The organism is Staphylococcus croceilyticus (assembly GCF_002902575.1).
Lineage (GTDB): Bacteria > Bacillota > Bacilli > Staphylococcales > Staphylococcaceae > Staphylococcus > Staphylococcus croceilyticus.
Genome location: NZ_PPRD01000029.1, coordinates 1 through 20,182, shown reverse-complemented (window position 1 = coordinate 20,182; position 20,182 = coordinate 1). Strand labels below are relative to the sequence as shown.

The window sequence follows — 20,182 nt, the reverse complement described above, 5'->3', positions numbered from 1 at the left end:
TACATTTTAAGTATAGTGAACTTCCCAGGAACTTTAAACCTTTCTTAAGTAACTCAACTAAGTCGTATTAATTATTAGAATTCCTTCTAACTCTTAGTAATAATAAAATGACAACAAGATATCCAAATATAGATATAATTGAAGCTTCATAGCCAAATTGATTGCCTGATATAGCTATGTTGTTCGTATGTAATACATATTGCCATACTGCAGTGTTGCTTTCTTTTTCAGTGATAAAGATAATTTGAAAAAGATTCCAAAAGAAATGTAAGGTAATACTGGCCCAAATCGTATTGAATTTATAAGTTGCTAATGCAAACATGAGACCTACTAAAGTGCCGCTAATCAATAATAGGAAAAAGCTACTTATGTTGAGTGCACCATTCAATACATGGATCACACCAAAAAAGACTGATGTTGAAATGATAGCCACTTTAATATTCGTCTTCTTCTCAATATATCCCATTAAGAAACCACGACATACCATTTCTTCAACGATGCCACCACCCATTGCAGTTACAAAGATTAACCAAAATATCATACGCATAGTTTCGTTTAACGAATTGAAATGATGAACTTTAAAGTCACCAGGTACAAAAATGAAATAAATAGCATAAACTAAAATAGGTAATCCTAAACCAAGTAAGACATATGTTTTATGAAATTTAGGCGCAGTAATACGATACGATTCTAAATTATCTTTAAATACTCTTTTAATAAAAAATCGCACTATGAAAAAGGCAAAAACGACATAAAATATACCTAATAAAATTGCGCCAATACCTAAAAATTTAATAAAATCATCAAAGAGTGCCGCAATACCTTGCGTAACTCCCATAATTAAAATTGCTAAAATAAACATGCCAATAATTTTTAATAGTTTCATATATAATTCCTCTTTATATTGTTTTCATTATTTATCTTAGCATAGTTATTTTAATAAAATTTATAATAATTGTTTTATCTTCCCTTATACATATTAGTAAGATTTTAAGGTTAACTTACACTGAAATTACATTACTTGGGTATACTTTTAATACATAAGTAATTTGTTGAATAAACGTATGGAGGCGTTTATATGATGAAATTGATTAATTTAAAAAATAAAGCGATTGCCAGTGATTATGTAGCCATTGAACTTTTGAAACTAATTCAAGCCAATCCTAAAGCAATTCTCGGATTGGCTACAGGAAATACAATGACAGATGTTTATCCACGTTTTTCTGAATTATTGGAAGCAAATAATACAGATCTAAGCGAAGTTCAAACATTCAATTTAGATGAATATGTGGGGTTAAAACCTGAACATTCTCAAAGTTATCACACGTACATGCATAAGCTATTGTTTAATCATAATTCTGGTTGGCAAGCTTCGAATATTCACATCCCTCAAGGTAAAGTAGATGATTTAGAAGCTGAGTCTAAACGCTATGAAGAACTTTTAAAGTCAATTGGTAATCCAGATATTCAATTATTAGGAATTGGAGAAAATGGTCATATCGGTTTTAATGAACCTGGCACGTCTTTTGAAAGTGAAACACGTGTGGTAGATTTAACTGATTCAACTGTTAAAGCCAATAGTGTGAATTTCGATACAATTGAAGATGTACCGAAACAAGCTGTATCTATGGGATTAAAATCAATTATGCGTGCTAACCGTATTATTTTAATCGCATTTGGAGAACGTAAACAAGAAGCAATTCGTCGTTTATTAGAAGAAGAGACGACTGAAGATTTACCAGCATCTATATTACACAATCATCCTAATGTAGAGATTATTGTTGATGACACTATTTATAATAATTTGAAATAAAAAATAGGACAGTATTCGAAGATTTAAAAACTTTGAATACTGTCCTTTAATTATCTATTATGGGTGTTTAAATAATTTTAAAATTAAAGACATAATAATACTTACAATTGCGATAATCGCAAACGTAATTGCGAAAATTAATTCAGTTTGATGTAAGTTGAATTGTAAATTAAAATCATTAAAACCGTTAAACGTGCTATAAACTAGCAAGTTAAGTACAAGTACAGCGATTAAAGCTATAATAGACAACCATCCCAAAGTTGTGAAAAAGTTTTTTGCACTTGGAAATCTTAAATCATGTTGCACTGTAATAGCCCCCTTTCGTATCAATATGTCAATTTTTCACATAGTTAATATTTATATTCACTTATTTTCACAATTTTAAACCTTTTAAAAAATATAAATGTGCACAATATGTACGCATCAGACTATAAGTTTTAAAATTTTTCAAATTTTGACTATGCGGGCAGTCTTAAAAGTGATGAATTGTGCCTGCTTTAATCGTTTGACTTATTTCAATTTCATCATTGGCGATAACGATATCTGCGTCTTTGCCAATAGCTAAACTACCTTTAGTATCATCAATTTGTAATGCTTTCGCTTGGTTTAAGCTCGCTACACGCCATAAATTCTCTAATGAATCATGTGTATATGTCATTAAATTACGTAAGCCATCATTCATTCTTAAAATACTACCTGCCAAAGCACCACTTGCTAATCTTGCTTCTTTACCTTTTACGATAACGTTTTGACCGCCTAAGTCATATTCGCCATCTTTCATACCTTTAGCACGCATGGCATCTGTAATTAAGTACATGTGTTTATTACCTTTTTGTTTATAGGCAATATTAACTGAAGCAGGATGTGAATGTACGCCATCAGCAATAATTTCAGTATTTAAACCTTTATTCGTCCACGCTGCACCAAAGACACCTGGATCGCGATGTTCGAATGGCGTTGCAGCGTTATATAAATGTGTAATATGCTTAGCGCCATGTTCAACCGCTTCATTTGCTTCATCAAATGTGGCTACTGTATGCCCCATTGAGAAGATAATCTCGTTATGTAAGGCATTCAATGTTTCATGTGCGCCTTCTACTTCTGGCGCAAATGTTATAATTTTAATTTGTCCGTTGGCGATTTCTTGGAAATGTTGAATCTTGCTTACTGAAGGACGTTGTACATATTTTGGATTTTGCGCGCCTACTTTATGTTCTGAAATAAATGGTCCTTCTAAATGAACCCCACCAATTTCTGCAGCGTCGCCTTGTTGTTGGTCTGCTTGATAAGCCACAATATTCTTCAATGCTTTTTCAATATTCTCATCTGATTGTGTCATTGTTGTCGCTAAGAACGTTGTCGTACCTTCAGATAATAATTGTTCTGCTAAATGTTTCAATCCTTCATATGACGCATCCATAGCATCTTCGCCATATCCGCCATGAATGTGAATGTCGATAAATCCTGGTAAGACATTTTGTCCTTTAGCATCTACTTGTTGTAAATCGCCTGTATATTCGCCTTCTTGAATATCACTTATTTTGCCATCTTCTACTACAAGATATCCATTTTCAATAACTTGTTCTTCTGTATAAATTCTTCCATTAGTAATGACATAGTTCGACATGATATACCTTCTTTTCTTAAATATTGTTCTAAATTCATAACAATTATAGCATTTCAGATATTCAATTTATTGCTTTGGAAAAATTTTTCAAAATAGCTCATTATATTGTCAGTTTTCTTAAATTTGCAAAAAATCGAATTTTGAAAATATTTATAATTATAGGTATACTCATAACTAAATAACGTATAAGGGATGACTTAATAAAACTATGAATGACAAGCGTAAGAAAAACAATTATTTCGTTTATATCATTTCGGTAGCCATCATTATTCTTATCACTGCTATGGCAGGCTTTTTCCCAAAGGGATTTGGAACTTATGCGCAACACATTTATGATTTTATTTCAAATTCATTTGGTTGGTTATTTTTACTCATTATTTTCATTTTAGATATCTTTTTAATTTCTTTAGCTGTTTCTCGTTATGGTCGTTTTAAATTAGGTGACGACGATGAAGAACCTGAATTTTCATTTTTATCATGGCTTGGAATGTTATTTTCTGCTGGACTAGGTGTAGGTATAGTCTTTTGGGGTGTAGCTGAGCCACTGACTCACTATATTCACTCTCCTTTTCCAGGAAAAGTTCCAGATCAATCAGCGGAATCTGCACGCGTCGCTATGGGATATACTTTCTTTCACTGGGGCATTTCACAATGGTCCATCTTCGCTATGGCCGGTTTAATCGTAGCTTACTTCCAATTTCGTAAAAAAAGAGATGGTTTAATCTCTACTGCCATGGAGCCAGTCTTTGGAGAAGCTTACAAGCGTCCGTTCCGCAATATAATCGATATTCTAGCAATTATTGCTACGGTCATGGGGATTGCAACGTCTATCGGACTCGGTATTATGCAAATTAGCGGCGGGTTAAGTCACGTCTTTCATGTACCAAATAACAATTTCACTAAAATTGCAATAACTGTCTTGATGGTATGTATTTTTCTAGGTTCAACGATAACTGGTTTAGATAAAGGTGTAAAATGGTTGAGCAATATCAACATTATTTTAGGTGCTGTACTACTCATCTTTATGCTCATATTTGGCGACTTAAAATTTATCTTTGAATCCTACACTTTAGCAATTGGGGATTATATTCGAAACTTTGTAGAATACAGTTTACGTATTGATCCGTATTCAGGAAAAAATGCATGGATACAACAATGGACTGTCTTCTATTGGGCATGGGTGATTTCATGGTCACCATTCATTGGTGGCTTTGTAGCTCGAGTGTCTCGCGGACGAACAATTCGTGAATTTATCATGTGTGTACTCATAGTGCCTCCACTTATTTCATTTGTATGGATTTCAGGTTTTGGTGGTATGGCAGTAAAAATTGCAATGGGTGGCGATAAAATCACTCAACTCGTCGACAAAGACTATACGGTTGCATTGTTCGAGTTACTATCCAAATTCCCACTATCTGATATTACTAACGCATTAGCAATCGCTTTAATATTCTTACTGATTGTGACAAGCGCTGATTCCACAACACATATTGTAGCTGGTATGGCGACTGGAGGCAGTGAAAATCCTAAAAATAAACATAAAGTCGTTTGGGGATTACTGATTGGAGCAATTTCAGTTGCGATGACGATTGCGGGTGGTTTAACAAGCTTACAAACCGCTTCAGTCGTAACAGGTTTACCATTCTCTATTATTTTATTACTAATGACCATTTCAATTATGAGAGCCTTACGCCGTGAACATACCAAACACTTCCAAATGTCATATATTGATGACGATAAAGACTACTCGATTCCTTTAGAACAACGTGAATCTGATGATGATTCTCTTGAAAAGGAGCAGAAAAATGACAAGACAGAAACGTAATGAAGAACAGTACTTTAATTTATTACCTCTCATAGGTTTAATAATAAGTATATTTCTGTTTATACTCTTTTTCATTATTTATAAAGTCGATAATAACTGGATGATTGTGAGTTTGTATTGCCTGTTACCAGTATTTGTGAATTGTTCCATGACTTTGGTATACAAATTCTTTAAAAAGTAATTTTTAAAATATAAACAAGATGTCTCTTGCTATAAGTGTAATTTTTAAATATTGTAGTAATAAGAATTTGAAATAATTAAGGGGATTCAAGGGGGATTAATTATGAATTACAAACAATATTCACCTAAAGCATTACGCCAACTTATTCGAGAAGACAAATTAACAGGTCACACAAGCGGCATGGCAGAAGGTTATATCCAGGCTAATGTCGTTATCTTACCTTCCGCCTATGCTTATGATTTTTTAAAATTTTGCTTCAGAAATCCAAAGACGTGTCCATTATTAGACGTTTCAGAAGTAGGTTCCCCCTCTTTTCCTTATTACGGAAAAGAGGCAGATATTCGTACAGAAGTACCCAAATATCGTATTTATGAACATGGCGAACTCATCAGAGAAACAGATAACATCACTGATCTTTACACCGAAGATATGGTGAGTTTCCTTATTGGCTGTAGCTTCACCTTTGAACATGCACTCCTAGAAGCTGGCGTCCCGGTACGTCACATTGAAGAAGCGCACAACGTCCCAATGTATCGCACAAACATTCCAGCCGAACCTAGCGGACGATTTAAAGGCAACATCACTGTAAGCATGCGCCCAATGACCATCGCTCAAGCCATCCAAGCAACCGAAATCACATCGCACTTCAAGAATGTTCATGGTACGCCTATTCACATAGGCTCACCTGAAGAACTAGGCATCAATAATATTAACGAACCAGATTACGGCGAACCCGTAACCATCAAAGCCGATGAAGTTCCCGTATTCTGGGGTTGCGGCGTCACACCACAATCCGTCGCACTAGAAACCAAACCCGACATTATGATTACACATTCCCCAGGCCACATGTTCATCACAGACATTAAAGATAGCGAATTGAGCAATTAATTCTTTTGAAAAGAAACCAGCAGATACCCAACGATACAACTTTATCGCATATGGCTGCTGGTTTTTAGTGTTTTAGCAATATCCTCTGTATTAGACATGATACTTTAGCATGCCGGCATAGTTACCACCTAAAAATCCACATATTCCAATTCCTAAATTCGCGACCATTTTCTATTGAATTTTCAAAAATAAAATAATGAGAAATATTCTCAATTAATTACTCACATTCTCTGTACATTCTTTAAAAATAGGTCTATTCTAATGTATGGAATATTGAAAAAAATAGATTGAAAGAAGGTTTCGTTATGGATAATTCTGTTCAGTATAAGAAATTTATACTGCCTGTAGTTATCGGTGTCATTCTTGCATTGATTACGCCTTTTAAACCTGAGGCATTAAGTATGCAAGCGTGGCTCATGTTCGCTATCTTTGTGGCGACTATCGTTGGCTGTATCACTCAACCAATGTCTATCGGTGCTGTATCTATCCTCGGTTTTACCCTTACCGTATTAGTTGGCGTCGTCGATACTAAAACAGCCGTTCAAGGCTTTGGTAATCCTAGTATTTGGCTAATTGCGATGGCGTTCTTCATTTCAAGAGGTTTCGTGAAGACAGGTCTTGGTCGTCGAATCGCACTTCAATTCGTTAAACTTTTTGGGAAAAAGACGCTCGGCTTAGCCTACTCCCTCGTCGGCGTTGATTTAATCTTAGCCCCAGCTACACCTAGTAACACTGCGCGTGCTGGCGGTATTATGTTCCCTATTATTCAATCATTATCAAAATCATTCGATTCAGATCCTAAACAAGGGACTGAACGTAAAATGGGTGCATTCTTACTCTTCACAGAGTTCCAAGGTAACTTAATTACTGCGGCAATGTTCTTAACAGCGATGGCTGGTAACCCTCTAGCACAAAACTTAGCTGAAAAGACTGCACATGTACACATTACTTGGATGAATTGGTTCTTAGCAGCTATCGTCCCTGGATTAATTTCTCTAATTGTAGCGCCATTTGTTATTTATAAAATGTATCCACCTACAGTTAAAGAAACGCCAGATGCTAAAAAATGGGCTGAAGATCAACTTTCAGAAATGGGCAATATTTCTAAAGCTGAAAAATTCATGATTGGTATCTTTATTGTCGCTTTACTATTGTGGATGACAGGTAGTTATATAGGTATTGATGCAACTTTAACAGCATTTATTGCTTTATCATTATTACTCATCACAGGTGTGTTGAATTGGAAAGATGTTTTAAACGAAACAGGCGCTTGGAATACATTAGTGTGGTTCTCAGTACTTGTTATGATGGCCGACCAATTAAACAAACTTGGTTTCATTCCTTGGTTAAGTCACCTTATCGCTCATAGTTTGGGTGGTTTAAGTTGGCCAATTGTACTTATCATCTTAATCCTATTCTATTTCTACTCACACTATTTATTCGCAAGTTCCACAGCTCACGTGAGTGCGATGTATGCCGCTTTACTTGGTGTAGCCGTAGCAGCTGGTGCACCTCCTTTATTTAGTGCATTAATGTTAGGTTTCTTCGGTAACCTAATGGCTTCTACAACACATTACAGTAGTGGCCCAGCACCCATCATTTACGGCGCCGGTTATATAAGCCAAAAACGTTGGTGGCTGATGAACCTTGCGCTAGGTATCGTTTACTTCATTATTTGGCTAGGCATCGGCTCACTATGGATGAAACTCATCGGACTGATGTAATTATACGAAGGAATTCAATGTTAAATTGGATTCCTTTTTTATTATTCTAATTCTAACTTCAAAACCATATAATTTTTTTATATAATTTTAATAATATTATTTTTTGAAAGGAGTTAACTAGTGTGATACCAGAAGAAAGAGGTTCTTATACATTATCTAAAGAAGAAGCAATGATATTCGCAACTGCAGAGTTTAAACCATTTAAAAATCGCATTGAAAATGAATTAACTACAGCAAATCTCCTTGAACTATATGAAAAAATCGAAAAAAAGAATAAAGAAAATGGTATAAAACAGTAATTCACTTCAAAGTAATAAGATTTCATACTTTGTATTAAATTAAAAACACACTTGAGTGTTGGCGCCGCCATTACCGATTCACGGTAATGGCGTTTTTTTTACGTTCTTTTTATCTTCTTTCTCCCTTTTAACATTCCGTTCTTCGTAAAAGAAAAAAAGTCGCCTTGGCAGGCGCCTTTAGTTTCCGACATGAAGAAACGGAGATGAAACTATGCTTTATAACATTATTACTGAACAATTAGCTAAATATAATGAAACACCTAGCAGTATCGTTAGCTATTACGAACACATTGAGTTCGGTCTTGCTCAAGGCAATGAACAACATTTACTCGAGTGCTATTTTCAGAGAATTTTCCATTATTTAAATCATTTAGATAATACACGTCACTTACTACAACAAATCGCGACAACTCCTCATGAATTGACAGAGTGGTATGTATTACATTCATATGTCCTAGGAAATGATTAGTTAGACATTATTCGACTATCCATTTTCAGAAAAAATGGATATATCGCACAAAATTAAATGAAATTAAGATTTTTATAAAATTAAAACTTTCATCTAAATGACTCATGTTGTCTAGGGTCGTTTTTTATAATGAAAATAGGTTTCGTGAAGGGAAGAAATGCGAATGGAACAGGCATATAGAGTACTTAATATCTACTCTAAATTGTTGAAAAAACAAACTGTAAATAAGGCAGATTTAGCCAAACAATTTGAAGTTAACCCAAGGACGATTCAAAGAGATATAGATAATATCCGTTATTATCTACATGAAGCTAATCTTCACTCAGACATTGAAGAGGAAATCACTTTTGATCAGAGTAAAAACAGTTACTTTATCAAAAGTATGCATAAAAATATGGGAACGCCACTTCAAGCTACTAAAGTAACTTATGAAATCACACCTCATTTATATCAAAAAATGAAAAATAACTATGACATTACAGTCTTACAACGAACTTCAAAGTCTCTCACTGTTGAAATTGAAGTGAGTGCGAGAGAAGCGATTGAGTTATGTTTCAATCATAGAAAATCATTACGTCTTATATCTCCAACTACATTACTCAATCAATTCACTACAGAACTGATTAAGCTTCAAATGATTTATCTAAGACACGAAGTTTGAAAATGGGACCAAGGGCAATAAAAGTTCATTTCTTAATTGCCCTTACCTCATAATTATCAACTACTCAAAGGAGAATGAATATGAAGAAAATAAAATATTTATTAACAGTTGCACTACTCATTTTATTAATCCCTACTCTAACAGGATGTAGTAAAAGCATTGAACATAAAAAGGACATTTCAATTAAAGACATTATTAACGATAAAAAAGAACACCTTCTTTATATGGTTAGTAATGAAGATGGAGAATCTAGAGTAGAATATCTATATTTAACAAAAAATGGACAAATGAAAATGATTGCATTAGATGACGATTCAAATGTACCACCGGATTTTATTCGTAAGTTAGATGCTGATGAGGTGAAGAAAACACTTGATAGTAAACATGCATCTTATGAAGAAACACCTTATCGCGATGTTAAATCATATATCGAAGTAACCACTGACAACGGTAAACCTTTAATGACGCTAGTAACTACAAAGGAAATATCTGAGAAACAAGCTAAAAATAATATTAGTAGCGCTATAGATTCTGTGGATGAAGGAAAAGATAGTTTGTTAACTTACACTGACGTTAATACAGGCCAATCACAAAATCCTAGTAAAGATATAGAATATACAGGCCAATTCTCAATTAATCCAGCAGCACTAAATAGCGGTTCATCAGACGATTCAGATTATAAATATACGATGATTAAACTTGATAATAAAGATCAAAAGATTGTAGATCTTTCTCCAAAAGATAAAGATGTTACTCAAATCAAATTTTCTGACTTTAATATGGAATAAGGAGAGTAAAAAATGAATAATTCAAAAGAACAACTTATGTCAGATATTGCCCTAATGATTAAAGGAAAAACTCAAATTCAAAATTGTACCAATACTATTAATAAAGAAAATAATAAACTTCGTAAAATGACATTAAATAATATAAAAAGAAAGAATATGTTATTTTTGCTTTTACCAGCACTCGCGATTATAATTTTATCAATTATTTTATTTCAATCAGTTGGCCTACTCTTTATTGGAGTAATTGTTTTTGGTGTTTGGTTTTTCCAAAATAAAAAAGTTAAAAATCCAAGCAAACATTTCCTAACTTCTAATCGTTATGAAAATGCTCAAAAAGAAATTTTCGAACAAGATAGTGCTAAACTTGCATTACAAAATATCCGTTCAAATCAAAGTACATTATCCGAAATCAATCAAACTTTAAATGCTTCAGGCGTTTATAATCGTATTCCAAACTCATACTCAAATATTGATGCCTTAAGCGCAATGTTTAATTATCTATATAACCAACGTGCCGATACGTTAAAAGAAGCGATTAACTTATTTGAAACAGAATCACATCAAGCACGTTTAGAAGGTCAACAAAAACATATCCTTTCAAAAGTAACAGAAACAAGCATCGATGCTAGAGCGGCTAGATATGCTTCCAACTTAGCAGCAACTAACTCTGCCGCTTCAGCTCATTGGGCAAGAGAAGCATCTCAAAACTCTGCAGAAGCGAGAGATTATGCAGCATCAGCAAATTATCATGCATCAGAAGCAAGTCGTAAAGCAGGTTACGCAGCAGCCGATGCCCACAAAGCACGCAAAAATACAGAAAGATAAAATATAACAACACCAGATAACGAAATAGGCGTTATCTGGTGTTGTTTCTTTCATCAATATTTTTACTGTTAATCTCTTTCAAGTTTATAAATCCTATGAGTACTGGCGCCCATAAATATAAAAATGCTAGCATGAAAGGAAGATGCATACCAAAATAGAAAATGCTAAAACTTAAAATTCCTACGAAGATTAACATAATATTAAACCATCGTTTTTGTGCAATTTTAGGCTTATTCGAATTCACTTTCGCTACTCCTTTTTCTGTTATTTTTTATCGCATTAGTTTAAATATCCTCTATTTCAGGATTAATACTTGTGCCCATTTCATTTTGAATGTCATTTGCGAGAGGTTTAAGTTGAGACAAATAATTATTCGCAAAACCAATGATAATTTGATTTTTAATTAATGGGTATAACTCACGACCTTCTGGTAATGCTTCATCAATCAATCTAATTAAATCTTTATATTTAATTTCTTCGATTGTTTTATGTGCTACGTACTTTATAAAGTTTGCGAAGACTCTTTCAAAGACTTCATACTCTAAGTCAAAATCTAAGAAAATCAAACTTACGGATTTAGTTTCAATTTGATTTTGCCCCATCTGTTCAGCTAACTCACTAACAGCTTGATATAGTAATCTTGTACTTTCTTTATTCTGTAGCAATATGTATTCCCCTCTCTAAAGCAATTCAGTATCTTTTACCCATCAATTTCAAATCCTAAATCTTCTATCATTTGATAATCGAGTTCGTTAGGCTGTCCACCTGTAATTAAGTAGTCACCTACAAAGATTGAATTGGCAGCTTTTAAAGCAATGGCTTGTAGTGAACGTAAATTCACTTCGCGTCCTCCTGCGATGCGAATTTCTTTCGTTGGGTTAATCAATCGAAACATCGCTATAATTCTCAAACATTTCATTGGCGATAATAAGTTCAATCCACCAAATTTTGTTCCTTTAATCGGATGTAAGAAGTTAATTGGAATACTGTCTGCGTCGATTTCTTTCAACACGAAAGCCATGTCGATAATATCTTCATCCGTTTCTCCCATGCCACAAATTACACCTGAACATGGTGAGATATTGTGCGCTTTCATCATTTCAACGGTACGCACGCGATCTTCATATGTATGTGTAGTCACGACTTCACTATGGTATCGTTCACTTGTATTCAAGTTATGATTATAACGATCCACGCCCGCTTCTTTTAGTTTCTCAGCTTGTTCTTCATCTGTTAACCCGAGACAGGCACAAATCTTCAGTTGTGGATGTAATGCTTTAATTTCTTCTACCGTATCACAAATGTGGTCGACCTCTCTATTAGTTGGTCCTCGTCCGCTCATCACGATACAGTAAGTGCCAATATGATTATCTGTCGCTACTTGTGCGCCTGCTTTAATTTTTTCTGGTTCCACTAAGGCGTAACGCTGTTTTTGTTTGATTTTGACAGATTGTCCGCAGTAACCACAGTCTTCTGAACAAATTCCACTTTTCGCATTTAATATCATATTTAATTTTACTTTTTTGCCAAAGTAATGTTTTCTCACTTTATACGCTTCATTTAATAATTCGAAGGTGTCGATTGTCGGATTTTCAAATAATTCTAAAGCTTCGTTTTTACTTAATAAGTCATGATTTAAGATACGTTCTGCTAAATTTAAATTCATGTTGTTTTATACTCCCTATCTTTTAAAATGGCCCAGTTATACGTTCCAGACTAATAATGTAAACTATTTATATTTATAAGTTTACATTAAAACTAACATGAATTAAACTTTTCCTTAAAAATAAAAGAAGCCACATCGTTTTGATGTGACTTTAATCGCATTAATTATTAATTTGAATGTAGGCAACATGTGTTCTTAGATATTCTTCTAATCCATGCTTACCATCGGCCCCGCCAATTCCTGAATGTTTAACACCAGCATGGAAGCCTTGCATAGCTTCAAAATTTTCTCTATTAACGTATGTTTCACCAAACTTCAATTTATTTATAGCTTTTAAAGCAATATTTAAATCATTAGTATAAATAGATGATGTCAATCCATATTTAGAGTCATTTGCTAGATGAATTGCTTCTTCAAAATTATTAAATGAAATAATTGGTAATACTGGTCCAAAAGTTTCTTCTTGTACAATTTCCATCTCGTTATGACAATTATCTAAAACTGTTGGAGGATAAAAGTATCCTTTTTCTTTTGGCAATTCACCACCACATAATAATGTAGCACCCTTACCAACCGCCCTTTCAACTTTTTCATGAACTACTTTTTGAGATTTTTTATTAATTAAAGGTCCCATCATTGATTCTTTATTATCACAAGGATTTGAATAGTGAACCTTTTTTATTTCACTGACAAGAACTTTGACAAAATCTTCTTTAATTGCTTTATCAACATATACTCTTTCAACGCAATTACATACTTGACCTGTATTAATAATTCGTGAATCTATAATATTTTTAACTGCCTCATTGATATTAGCATCTTTCATAACAATTGCAGGAGCTTTACCGCCAAGTTCTAAATTTATGTTAGTCAAAGTTTTACTCGCTTCTAACATAACTTTTTGGCCAGCACTTTCACTTCCAGTCAATGATACAAGTGACACTTTTTCATGATTAGCCATCACGCTTCCTAATTTAGAACCCGATCCATTAACAATATTCAATACGCCTTTAGGTAGTTTTACTTCGTCAACTATTTCTGCAAATATTTGTGCATTTATAGGTGTTTCCACTGATGGTTTAATAACAATCGTATTACCTGTAATTAAAGCTGGAGCCGCTTTACGTGCAATAAGAAAGAAAGGAAAATTCCATGGTAATATACCTGTAGTAACACCTAAAGCTTTTTTATACAATAAAATATGCTCATTTGGTCTATCACTATTTATTATTTCTCCTTCATATCTTCTAGCCCATTCAGCCATGTAATCAAGATAATCAGCAGTAAAGTATACTTCAGTTTTAGCTAAATCATGTATTTTACCACCCTCTTCAACAATTGTATCAATAATTTCACTAGCTCTATTACGAATTTCATTAGCGATTTTCTTTAAATACACTCCTCTTTCTATTGGTGGCAGTTCTTCCCAATCACTTTGTACTTCATCGGCTACATTAATGGCATTTTCCAACGTTTCTAAATTACCTTTTGGAACTTTAGCAATTACTTCTTCAGTAGAAGGGTTTATTACATCATTATATTGATTTTCATCATAATTCATAAATTCACCACATACATAATCTGATACATATTTCATATAATTACTCCTTTCCTTACTCAATAACTCCTTTAGTTAAAATAATATTTCCATATAAAGCTGTTTCGCCGGTTTGAATTATTGTGTGACAATCTTTTGAAGTTTCATAAAATGAAAATCTTTCTATCTCTTCATAATTACTTTGATCAATAATTTTATAATATTCATCCCAAATTTTTGGCTGTGGATCATTTTTTACAGTTTTCATTAATTTTGCAGGTTTTGCTACATAGGTATCTAAAGGCATTAGTTCTAATATAGCTTTTAATAACTCAATAGTGCCATGACCATCTGCTCTAATAATTTGTTTTCCATAAGTATTAGCTGGAAAGTTAGCATCGGCTAATAAAATAGTGTCACCATGTCCCATTTCCATTAAATTTTTTACTATTTCAGGTGATAAAATTTTAGGTATTTTATTTAGCATAGTTTAACCTCACTTTCCATATTTCGGTCTAAGTGCAATCAACTCTTCAATACGATGTTTTGGTAGTTCTCTTTCTCCATCAATCGAACGGGTAATAGCTGTCAGTTTTGCTATATATTCTAATCTTTCCATATTTAAATATGCCTCCATCAAAGAATTACCCCAAGTTAAAGCACCGTGACTTTCTAATAAAACAGCATCATAATCATCAAAATATGGCTCAACTGCATCTGGAATCTCCTCGGTTGACGGACATCCATATTTAGCTAAAGGAATTGTCGGCATAGCTATTACAACTTCTGGCATAGTGGCTTTATCTAAGACTTCTCCTTTAATTGCAAAAGCTGTGCCATAAGGAGGATGTGCATGCACTACCCCTTTACAGTTTGGCATTTTTTTATAACAACGTAGGTGCATTTTTATTTCAGAAGAGGGAGCAACGCCTTCTTTAGCTTCGATAATGTTTCCATCTAAATCTAGTTTAACTATACTATCCGGAGTAATATATCCTTTACTCGTTGCTGTTGGAGTAGCTAATATTTCATTTTGAGATAAACGTGCAGATATGTTCCCGTCATTTGCGGCTACAAAGTTTTTATTAAATAAATTGCGTCCTATATCACAAATTTGTTCTCTTAATAATGCTTCATTATTGTTCATATTAATTTTCCTTTCTTATTTTTAATTAACCAGTATCTTTCAATTTCCTCTAAAGACTTTCCTTTAGTTTCTACACATTTAAAATGGATATAAAATATAGCAATTAATGAAAGTAGTGCATAAATTAAGAACACTTTATTCCCCATATAAAGTAAGAACATAGGAAAAGTTAAAGAAAAAATAAAGTTTAAAGTATATTGTGCAAAAGTTATCAGTCCCATACCGAGAGCTCGTGCTCTTAATGGAAATATTTCTGGAATATAACTCCAAAATACTGGTCCCAAGCCTAGTCCAAATGAGAATACAAATAAGAAAATACTTATAATAGCTATTAATGCGTGATCACCAAATAAAGCCATTCCTAAACATGAAGGGATTTGACCAATCATAGAAATTATCAGTAACTTTTTTCGACCTAATTTATCAATGAAAGGTAAAGCTATTAAAGTACTTAATACTAAAGCACTCCCTACTCCATAATTAGCAGCTATTGAGGCATGTGCTATTCCTAAATGTTGAAATATCTCTGGAGCATAATAAACTGCTGCATTAATACCGGTAAATACCTGGAAAACTGTTAAAGTCAATCCAAGAATTACTATAGGTCTAAAGTTTTTGAATAAATCTGAAAACTTAGAAGATTGTTGAACTAAACTAAGTTCTATATCGCTAATTTCTTCTTCAACTTCTAAATTCGTCATCCTTACTTTTTGCAAAACTCTTCTTGCTTTTTCTAATTGTCCATCTCTAATCAACCATCTAGGACTTTGTGGAGATAGCATCATACCTATTGCAAATATAAGAGCTGGAACAACTCCTAATCCTAATGTCCATCTCCAAGCTCCAGTAGAGAAATTAGCAGCCCCTATTATGAAAGAAACTAAAATCCCTACATTTACACTAAACTGATATAAAGAGGCCATGAAGCCCCTAATATTTGAAGGCGCAAGTTCAGACAAATAGATTAATCCATACATATTTGCAATGCCAGCAGCAATACCTAATACAAATCGAAATGCTAATAACACTGGCGTATTTGGAGCTATAGCACAACCAATAGATCCTATTATAAAAATAAATCCTCCCCAAATTAATAAGTTTCTTCTTTCGATTTTCTTTTCAAAAATTGTAGCAGCGATAATTGAAGGTAATGCACCTAATAATAGAAAGCTGACTACTAATCCTTTTTCTTGGGTATTTAGTCCAAATTCATCAGTAATTGCAGGCAGTGCAAGCGCAATTGCTCCTGAATCATAACCGTATAATAGTCCCGCAAAGCCACCCAAGATAGCAAATATATATACTATTTTAGGTACTTTCTGTTCATTAGATATTTTTTTCAAATGAATCACCTTTTTCATTTATTATTACTATAAATTTTGATATCTACAGAATTTTTAATGATTTCTTCGATATCATGAATTTGTATTATTTCTAAAGCGATTAACTGACTTAAAACATTACCGAAAGCACTAGCTTCAATAGGACCAGCTATAATAGTTTTGCCAGTTTTCTTAGCTGTAAATTCACAAAGCAATTGATTTTGTATACCTCCACCTACCATATGGATAGTTTCAATTTTTGAGTCTGTTACACTTTCTAATTTTCTAATAATTTCATCATATTTATTTGCTAGACTCAAAATAACAGTTCTCACAAAATCTCCAACTTCTATAGGTGGTTCAATATTTTTATTGATAAAGTATTCTCTAATAGATTCATACATGTTACCCTTTCCAATAAATACTTCATCATCCACATCGATTAATTCATTGAATTTAGATTTTTGTGCTAAACTTGTCAGTTGATCATAACTGTACATAATTCCTTTTTCAGCCCAATATCTAACCAGTTCTTGTAATATCCATAAACCATTTATATTTTTTAATATCTTTATTCTTCCATCTACAGTTCCTTCATTAGTCATTCCTAACTCATAAGCCAATTTAGTAGTATTAGGCTTATCAATTTTCATTCCTAAAATCGACCAGGTTCCACATGATAAAAACGCCGCGTTGTGTTTAACAGTTAATAAGCCGCAAGCGGTATCGTGTCCCGCACAAGCGATTACCTTGGTATCTTTATATTCATCATAATTTAATTCAGAAGCGTTTAACTTGCCCAATACTTTATAGTTCAGAATTTCACTCTCAAACCAATTTAAAGGGATATCTAATAGTTTTATTACTTTTTCTGACCATTGTTTATTGAGATTTAATAAGCCACTTGTACTAACGATTGAGTAAGTATGACCTACTTCTTTCGATAAAAAATAATTAAATAAATCCGGCATAAATAAAACATGTTTTACTGTCTCTTTTAACCATGGAGAAAGTTGTAAATCAGTATAAATTTGTACAATTGAATTAATAATATTAGGATAAACCCCTGTTTCCTTAAATAAATTTTCACGGGAAATAATCTCATATAATTTTTTCTCAAATTGTTTTTTTTGTGGATTTCTATAATTCTTGGGTAATAATAATAAATCGCCATTTTTGTCTATATATCCGCAATCTACGCCCCATGTATCAACTGAAAGACTATTTATATCTATATGTTTATTAGCTAGTATTTTCATTCCATATTTCATTTCTTGAAATAGTTTAGGAAAATCCCAATATAATATCCCATTCATTTCTACAGGTGTATTTGCGAATCTGTAAATTTCTTCTAATTCTATTTTTTTATCTCTATATTTACCTAAAATTAACCGTCCTGAACTTGCTCCTAAATCAAAAGCAATATGATTTGATGTTTCCATATATATCACCCTCTTATTTATAAACAGGACCTAATTTTTCACACGCTCTGTAATCTGAATTTTCTAAATTCTCAGTTCCGAATGCTGACCAATATTTTGGTCTAAATATTTTTTCTTCATCAATATTATGCATGTTAACTGGAATACGTAACATTGACGCTAAGGTAATTAATTCTCTTCCTATATGTCCATAACTAATTGCGCCATGGTTTGCTCCCCAATTATTCATTACATCATAAACAGATTTAAATGCTCCATGACCAGTTAATCGAGGTGCAAACCACGTAGTTGGCCAACCGGGATCCGTTCTTGAATCTAAAATATTATGAACTTCCTCATCAAGTTCTACTGAATAACCTTCTACTATTTGTAATACTGGTCCTAATCCATCGACAAGATTCAGACGACACATCGTTAATGGTATATCTCCTTTGGTTAAGAAATTAGTAGAGTAACCTCCACCTCTAAAGTATTCTCGGTTCGCAGGAACAAGTTTAGTGTTATTTATACAGTTTTGTATTTCCTCGTCAGTTATATCCCAATAAGGTTTTAAAGCTGGTTTTCCATTAATATTTTGTTGTCCAGTTCCATCTAAAGTTGTTGATCCTGAATTAATTAAATGCAAAATTCCATTAGCAGCTTTACCTTTTAATTCCTTATTAGTTACACGTTTTACTGCTTCTGGACTCCAATACGTTCTAACGTCTGAAAATAACTGCGCCGTATTTGTCAATAAATAGTTAAAAAGCATTGATACTCCGTTTAAACTATCATTTTCAGTAGCAAAAATATTTGGTGCTTTTTTTCCATTCCAGTCAAAAGAAGTATTTAAAATAGTTTCCATAAAATCTCCGTTAGGATAAGTGTCAGTCCATTGTCTTTGTCCTTGGAATCCTCCTACAATTGCGTTATGTCCTTCAGCTTCTTCTTTATATCCTAAATCAGCTAATTTTGGATTCCCTACAAGTAAGTCTTTTGCAATAAGAGTCATTTTGACCATAAATTCAATTTCTTCATCTTTATTTGATACTTCATTTTCTTTTACAAAATTAAAATTATTCTTCGTCCAATTTAAAGCTTTTCTATACTCATCTTTGTCATAAATCTCTTGATTTATTCTTCTAAGAATTTCAACTGATTCTACCTGTTCATTTCTCATTCCTAAATATTTTTGGAAAAATTCTTCATTAACCATTGATCCTGCAATCCCCATTGAAACACTGCCAATTGATAAATATGATTTATCTTTCATAATACCTTTGGCTAAAGCACATTTAGAAAAAAGTAGTATTTTCGATTTAACATCTTGTGGAATAGTTTCATCATTGGCATCTTGAACATCTTTACCATATATCCCAAAAGCAGGAATTCCTTTTTGTGCATAACCTGCTAAAACTGCTGCAAGATATACTGCTCCAGGTCTTTCTGTTCCATTTAACCCCCATACTGCATGAGGAATATCTGCTCTCATATCCATTGTTTCAGATCCATAACACCAACAAGGCGTCACAGTAATAGTTGCACAAATATTTTCTCTATCAAATTTTTCTTTACATTTACTTGCTTCTGACACCCCTCCAATAGTAGTGTCAGCAATAATACACTCTACCGCTTCGCCATTTGGATATTTAAGATTATCATTGATTAATTTTGCTACTGAATTAGCCATTTGCATAGTTTGGTTCTCTAAAGATTCTCTTACTCCTTCTCGACGTCCATCAATAGTTGGTCTAATACCAATTTTAGGCAAATTATTAAACATGAAAATCATCTCCTTTATTTGATTAACTTTATTTTATGGTAACGCTTTCAAAAAGTAAAGAAAAAACAACATATTATTTTGTTTTTTCTTCGTTTGTGGGTAAACTTTATTTTTTTCTTTAATTATTTATAATTATTAAGAGGGGGGAAACATGAAAAAATTTCAAAGATACCAAAATATAATTAATATGTTGACTTCTTATAAGC

At 33.0% G+C, this 20,182-nt stretch carries 21 protein-coding genes; 9 read left to right on the top strand and 12 right to left on the bottom strand.

The window, feature by feature from the left end; genetic code table 11:
• Positions 1-67 precede the first annotated feature (67 nt).
• Positions 68-886, bottom strand: a complete 819-nt coding sequence (locus CD128_RS04860) for a CPBP family intramembrane glutamic endopeptidase (RefSeq protein WP_103328933.1) — start codon at positions 884-886, stop codon at positions 68-70.
• A gap of 195 nt (positions 887-1,081) precedes the next feature.
• Between CD128_RS04860 and nagB the strand changes: the two genes are divergently transcribed.
• Positions 1,082-1,813, top strand: coding sequence for a glucosamine-6-phosphate deaminase (gene nagB, locus CD128_RS04855; RefSeq protein WP_103328949.1), 732 nt, complete (start codon positions 1,082-1,084; stop codon positions 1,811-1,813).
• 57 nt (positions 1,814-1,870) lie between these two features.
• Here the strand turns inward: nagB and CD128_RS04850 are convergent, their stop codons facing one another.
• Both CD128_RS04850 and nagA read right to left on the bottom strand, forming a co-directional pair.
• Positions 1,871-2,119 carry a hypothetical protein gene (locus CD128_RS04850; RefSeq protein ID WP_103328932.1) on the bottom strand — a complete coding sequence of 83 codons (249 nt, stop codon included), beginning with the start codon at positions 2,117-2,119 and terminating at the stop codon, positions 1,871-1,873.
• 166 nt (positions 2,120-2,285) lie between these two features.
• Positions 2,286-3,440: an N-acetylglucosamine-6-phosphate deacetylase gene (gene nagA / locus CD128_RS04845; RefSeq protein WP_103328931.1), complete on the bottom strand. Its 1,155-nt coding sequence runs from the start codon at positions 3,438-3,440 to the stop codon at positions 2,286-2,288.
• Between the two features lie 208 nt (positions 3,441-3,648).
• Between nagA and CD128_RS04840 the strand changes: the two genes are divergently transcribed.
• From CD128_RS04840 to CD128_RS04805, 8 genes are all read left to right on the top strand, one after another.
• Positions 3,649-5,265 carry a BCCT family transporter gene (locus tag CD128_RS04840; RefSeq protein ID WP_103328930.1) on the top strand — a complete coding sequence of 539 codons (1,617 nt, stop codon included), beginning with the start codon at positions 3,649-3,651 and terminating at the stop codon, positions 5,263-5,265.
• A 283-nt stretch (positions 5,266-5,548) separates the two neighbouring features.
• On the top strand, positions 5,549-6,334 hold the full coding sequence (locus CD128_RS04830; protein ID WP_103328928.1) for a putative hydro-lyase: 786 nt from the start codon (positions 5,549-5,551) through the stop codon (positions 6,332-6,334).
• 305 nt (positions 6,335-6,639) lie between these two features.
• Complete coding sequence (locus CD128_RS04825; RefSeq protein WP_103328927.1) at positions 6,640-8,058, top strand: anion permease; 1,419 nt, start codon at positions 6,640-6,642, stop codon at positions 8,056-8,058.
• Positions 8,059-8,180: 122 nt separating this feature from the next.
• Positions 8,181-8,357, top strand: a complete 177-nt coding sequence (locus CD128_RS11810) for a hypothetical protein (RefSeq protein WP_167797466.1) — start codon at positions 8,181-8,183, stop codon at positions 8,355-8,357.
• A gap of 211 nt (positions 8,358-8,568) precedes the next feature.
• Entirely contained in the window at positions 8,569-8,826 is a 258-nt protein-coding gene (locus tag CD128_RS04820) for a hypothetical protein (protein WP_103328926.1), read from the top strand.
• A gap of 163 nt (positions 8,827-8,989) precedes the next feature.
• Entirely contained in the window at positions 8,990-9,487 is a 498-nt protein-coding gene (locus CD128_RS04815) for an HTH domain-containing protein (protein ID WP_167797472.1), read from the top strand.
• 80 nt (positions 9,488-9,567) lie between these two features.
• Complete coding sequence (locus tag CD128_RS04810; RefSeq protein ID WP_103328924.1) at positions 9,568-10,275, top strand: hypothetical protein; 708 nt, start codon at positions 9,568-9,570, stop codon at positions 10,273-10,275.
• 12 nt (positions 10,276-10,287) lie between these two features.
• Positions 10,288-11,100, top strand: coding sequence for a hypothetical protein (locus CD128_RS04805; RefSeq protein ID WP_103328923.1), 813 nt, complete (start codon positions 10,288-10,290; stop codon positions 11,098-11,100).
• A gap of 31 nt (positions 11,101-11,131) precedes the next feature.
• Here the strand turns inward: CD128_RS04805 and CD128_RS04800 are convergent, their stop codons facing one another.
• From CD128_RS04800 to CD128_RS04760, 9 genes are all read right to left on the bottom strand, one after another.
• Entirely contained in the window at positions 11,132-11,344 is a 213-nt protein-coding gene (locus tag CD128_RS04800) for a hypothetical protein (RefSeq protein ID WP_103328922.1), read from the bottom strand.
• A gap of 40 nt (positions 11,345-11,384) precedes the next feature.
• Positions 11,385-11,765 (bottom strand): hypothetical protein, encoded by a 381-nt coding sequence (locus tag CD128_RS04795; RefSeq protein ID WP_103328921.1) that lies wholly within the window; start codon positions 11,763-11,765, stop codon positions 11,385-11,387.
• A gap of 35 nt (positions 11,766-11,800) precedes the next feature.
• Positions 11,801-12,766, bottom strand: a complete 966-nt coding sequence (gene bioB / locus CD128_RS04790; RefSeq protein ID WP_103328920.1) for a biotin synthase BioB — start codon at positions 12,764-12,766, stop codon at positions 11,801-11,803.
• 160 nt (positions 12,767-12,926) lie between these two features.
• Positions 12,927-14,363, bottom strand: coding sequence for an aldehyde dehydrogenase (gene aldA, locus CD128_RS04785; RefSeq protein WP_103328919.1), 1,437 nt, complete (start codon positions 14,361-14,363; stop codon positions 12,927-12,929).
• Between the two features lie 16 nt (positions 14,364-14,379).
• Positions 14,380-14,790, bottom strand: coding sequence for an RbsD/FucU family protein (locus CD128_RS04780; RefSeq protein WP_103328918.1), 411 nt, complete (start codon positions 14,788-14,790; stop codon positions 14,380-14,382).
• Positions 14,791-14,799: 9 nt separating this feature from the next.
• Complete coding sequence (locus CD128_RS04775) at positions 14,800-15,450, bottom strand: class II aldolase/adducin family protein (RefSeq protein WP_103328917.1); 651 nt, start codon at positions 15,448-15,450, stop codon at positions 14,800-14,802.
• The gene (locus tag CD128_RS04770; protein WP_103328916.1) at positions 15,447-16,811 is read right to left on the bottom strand and encodes a sugar porter family MFS transporter; all 1,365 of its coding nucleotides are present in this window, start codon (positions 16,809-16,811) and stop codon (positions 15,447-15,449) included. The genes CD128_RS04775 and CD128_RS04770 overlap by 4 nt, the downstream gene beginning before the upstream one ends.
• A complete protein-coding gene (locus tag CD128_RS04765; RefSeq protein WP_103328915.1) occupies positions 16,808-18,214 on the bottom strand; it encodes a rhamnulokinase in 1,407 nt (468 codons plus the stop codon). The genes CD128_RS04770 and CD128_RS04765 overlap by 4 nt, the downstream gene beginning before the upstream one ends.
• A gap of 13 nt (positions 18,215-18,227) precedes the next feature.
• On the bottom strand, positions 18,228-19,976 hold the full coding sequence (locus CD128_RS04760) for an L-fucose isomerase (protein ID WP_103328914.1): 1,749 nt from the start codon (positions 19,974-19,976) through the stop codon (positions 18,228-18,230).
• Positions 19,977-20,182: the final 206 nt, after the last annotated feature.

What these genes read in the sequence shown, in the direction of transcription:
- bioB (WP_103328920.1), bottom strand. Translation starts at nt 12,766, where the DNA reads ATGAATTTAAATTTAGCAGAACGTATCTTAAATCATGACTTATTAAGT.
- nagB (WP_103328949.1), top strand. Translation starts at nt 1,082, where the DNA reads ATGAAATTGATTAATTTAAAAAATAAAGCGATTGCCAGTGATTATGTA.
- CD128_RS04830 (WP_103328928.1), top strand. Translation starts at nt 5,549, where the DNA reads ATGAATTACAAACAATATTCACCTAAAGCATTACGCCAACTTATTCGA.
- CD128_RS04815 (WP_167797472.1), top strand. Translation starts at nt 8,990, where the DNA reads ATGGAACAGGCATATAGAGTACTTAATATCTACTCTAAATTGTTGAAA.
- CD128_RS04810 (WP_103328924.1), top strand. Translation starts at nt 9,568, where the DNA reads ATGAAGAAAATAAAATATTTATTAACAGTTGCACTACTCATTTTATTA.
- CD128_RS04820 (WP_103328926.1), top strand. Translation starts at nt 8,569, where the DNA reads ATGCTTTATAACATTATTACTGAACAATTAGCTAAATATAATGAAACA.
- aldA (WP_103328919.1), bottom strand. Translation starts at nt 14,363, where the DNA reads ATGAAATATGTATCAGATTATGTATGTGGTGAATTTATGAATTATGAT.
- CD128_RS04840 (WP_103328930.1), top strand. Translation starts at nt 3,649, where the DNA reads ATGAATGACAAGCGTAAGAAAAACAATTATTTCGTTTATATCATTTCG.
- CD128_RS04765 (WP_103328915.1), bottom strand. Translation starts at nt 18,214, where the DNA reads ATGGAAACATCAAATCATATTGCTTTTGATTTAGGAGCAAGTTCAGGA.
- CD128_RS04860 (WP_103328933.1), bottom strand. Translation starts at nt 886, where the DNA reads ATGAAACTATTAAAAATTATTGGCATGTTTATTTTAGCAATTTTAATT.
- CD128_RS04805 (WP_103328923.1), top strand. Translation starts at nt 10,288, where the DNA reads ATGAATAATTCAAAAGAACAACTTATGTCAGATATTGCCCTAATGATT.
- CD128_RS04825 (WP_103328927.1), top strand. Translation starts at nt 6,640, where the DNA reads ATGGATAATTCTGTTCAGTATAAGAAATTTATACTGCCTGTAGTTATC.
- CD128_RS04775 (WP_103328917.1), bottom strand. Translation starts at nt 15,450, where the DNA reads ATGAACAATAATGAAGCATTATTAAGAGAACAAATTTGTGATATAGGA.
- CD128_RS04760 (WP_103328914.1), bottom strand. Translation starts at nt 19,976, where the DNA reads ATGTTTAATAATTTGCCTAAAATTGGTATTAGACCAACTATTGATGGA.
- CD128_RS04770 (WP_103328916.1), bottom strand. Translation starts at nt 16,811, where the DNA reads ATGAAAAAGGTGATTCATTTGAAAAAAATATCTAATGAACAGAAAGTA.
- CD128_RS04780 (WP_103328918.1), bottom strand. Translation starts at nt 14,790, where the DNA reads ATGCTAAATAAAATACCTAAAATTTTATCACCTGAAATAGTAAAAAAT.
- nagA (WP_103328931.1), bottom strand. Translation starts at nt 3,440, where the DNA reads ATGTCGAACTATGTCATTACTAATGGAAGAATTTATACAGAAGAACAA.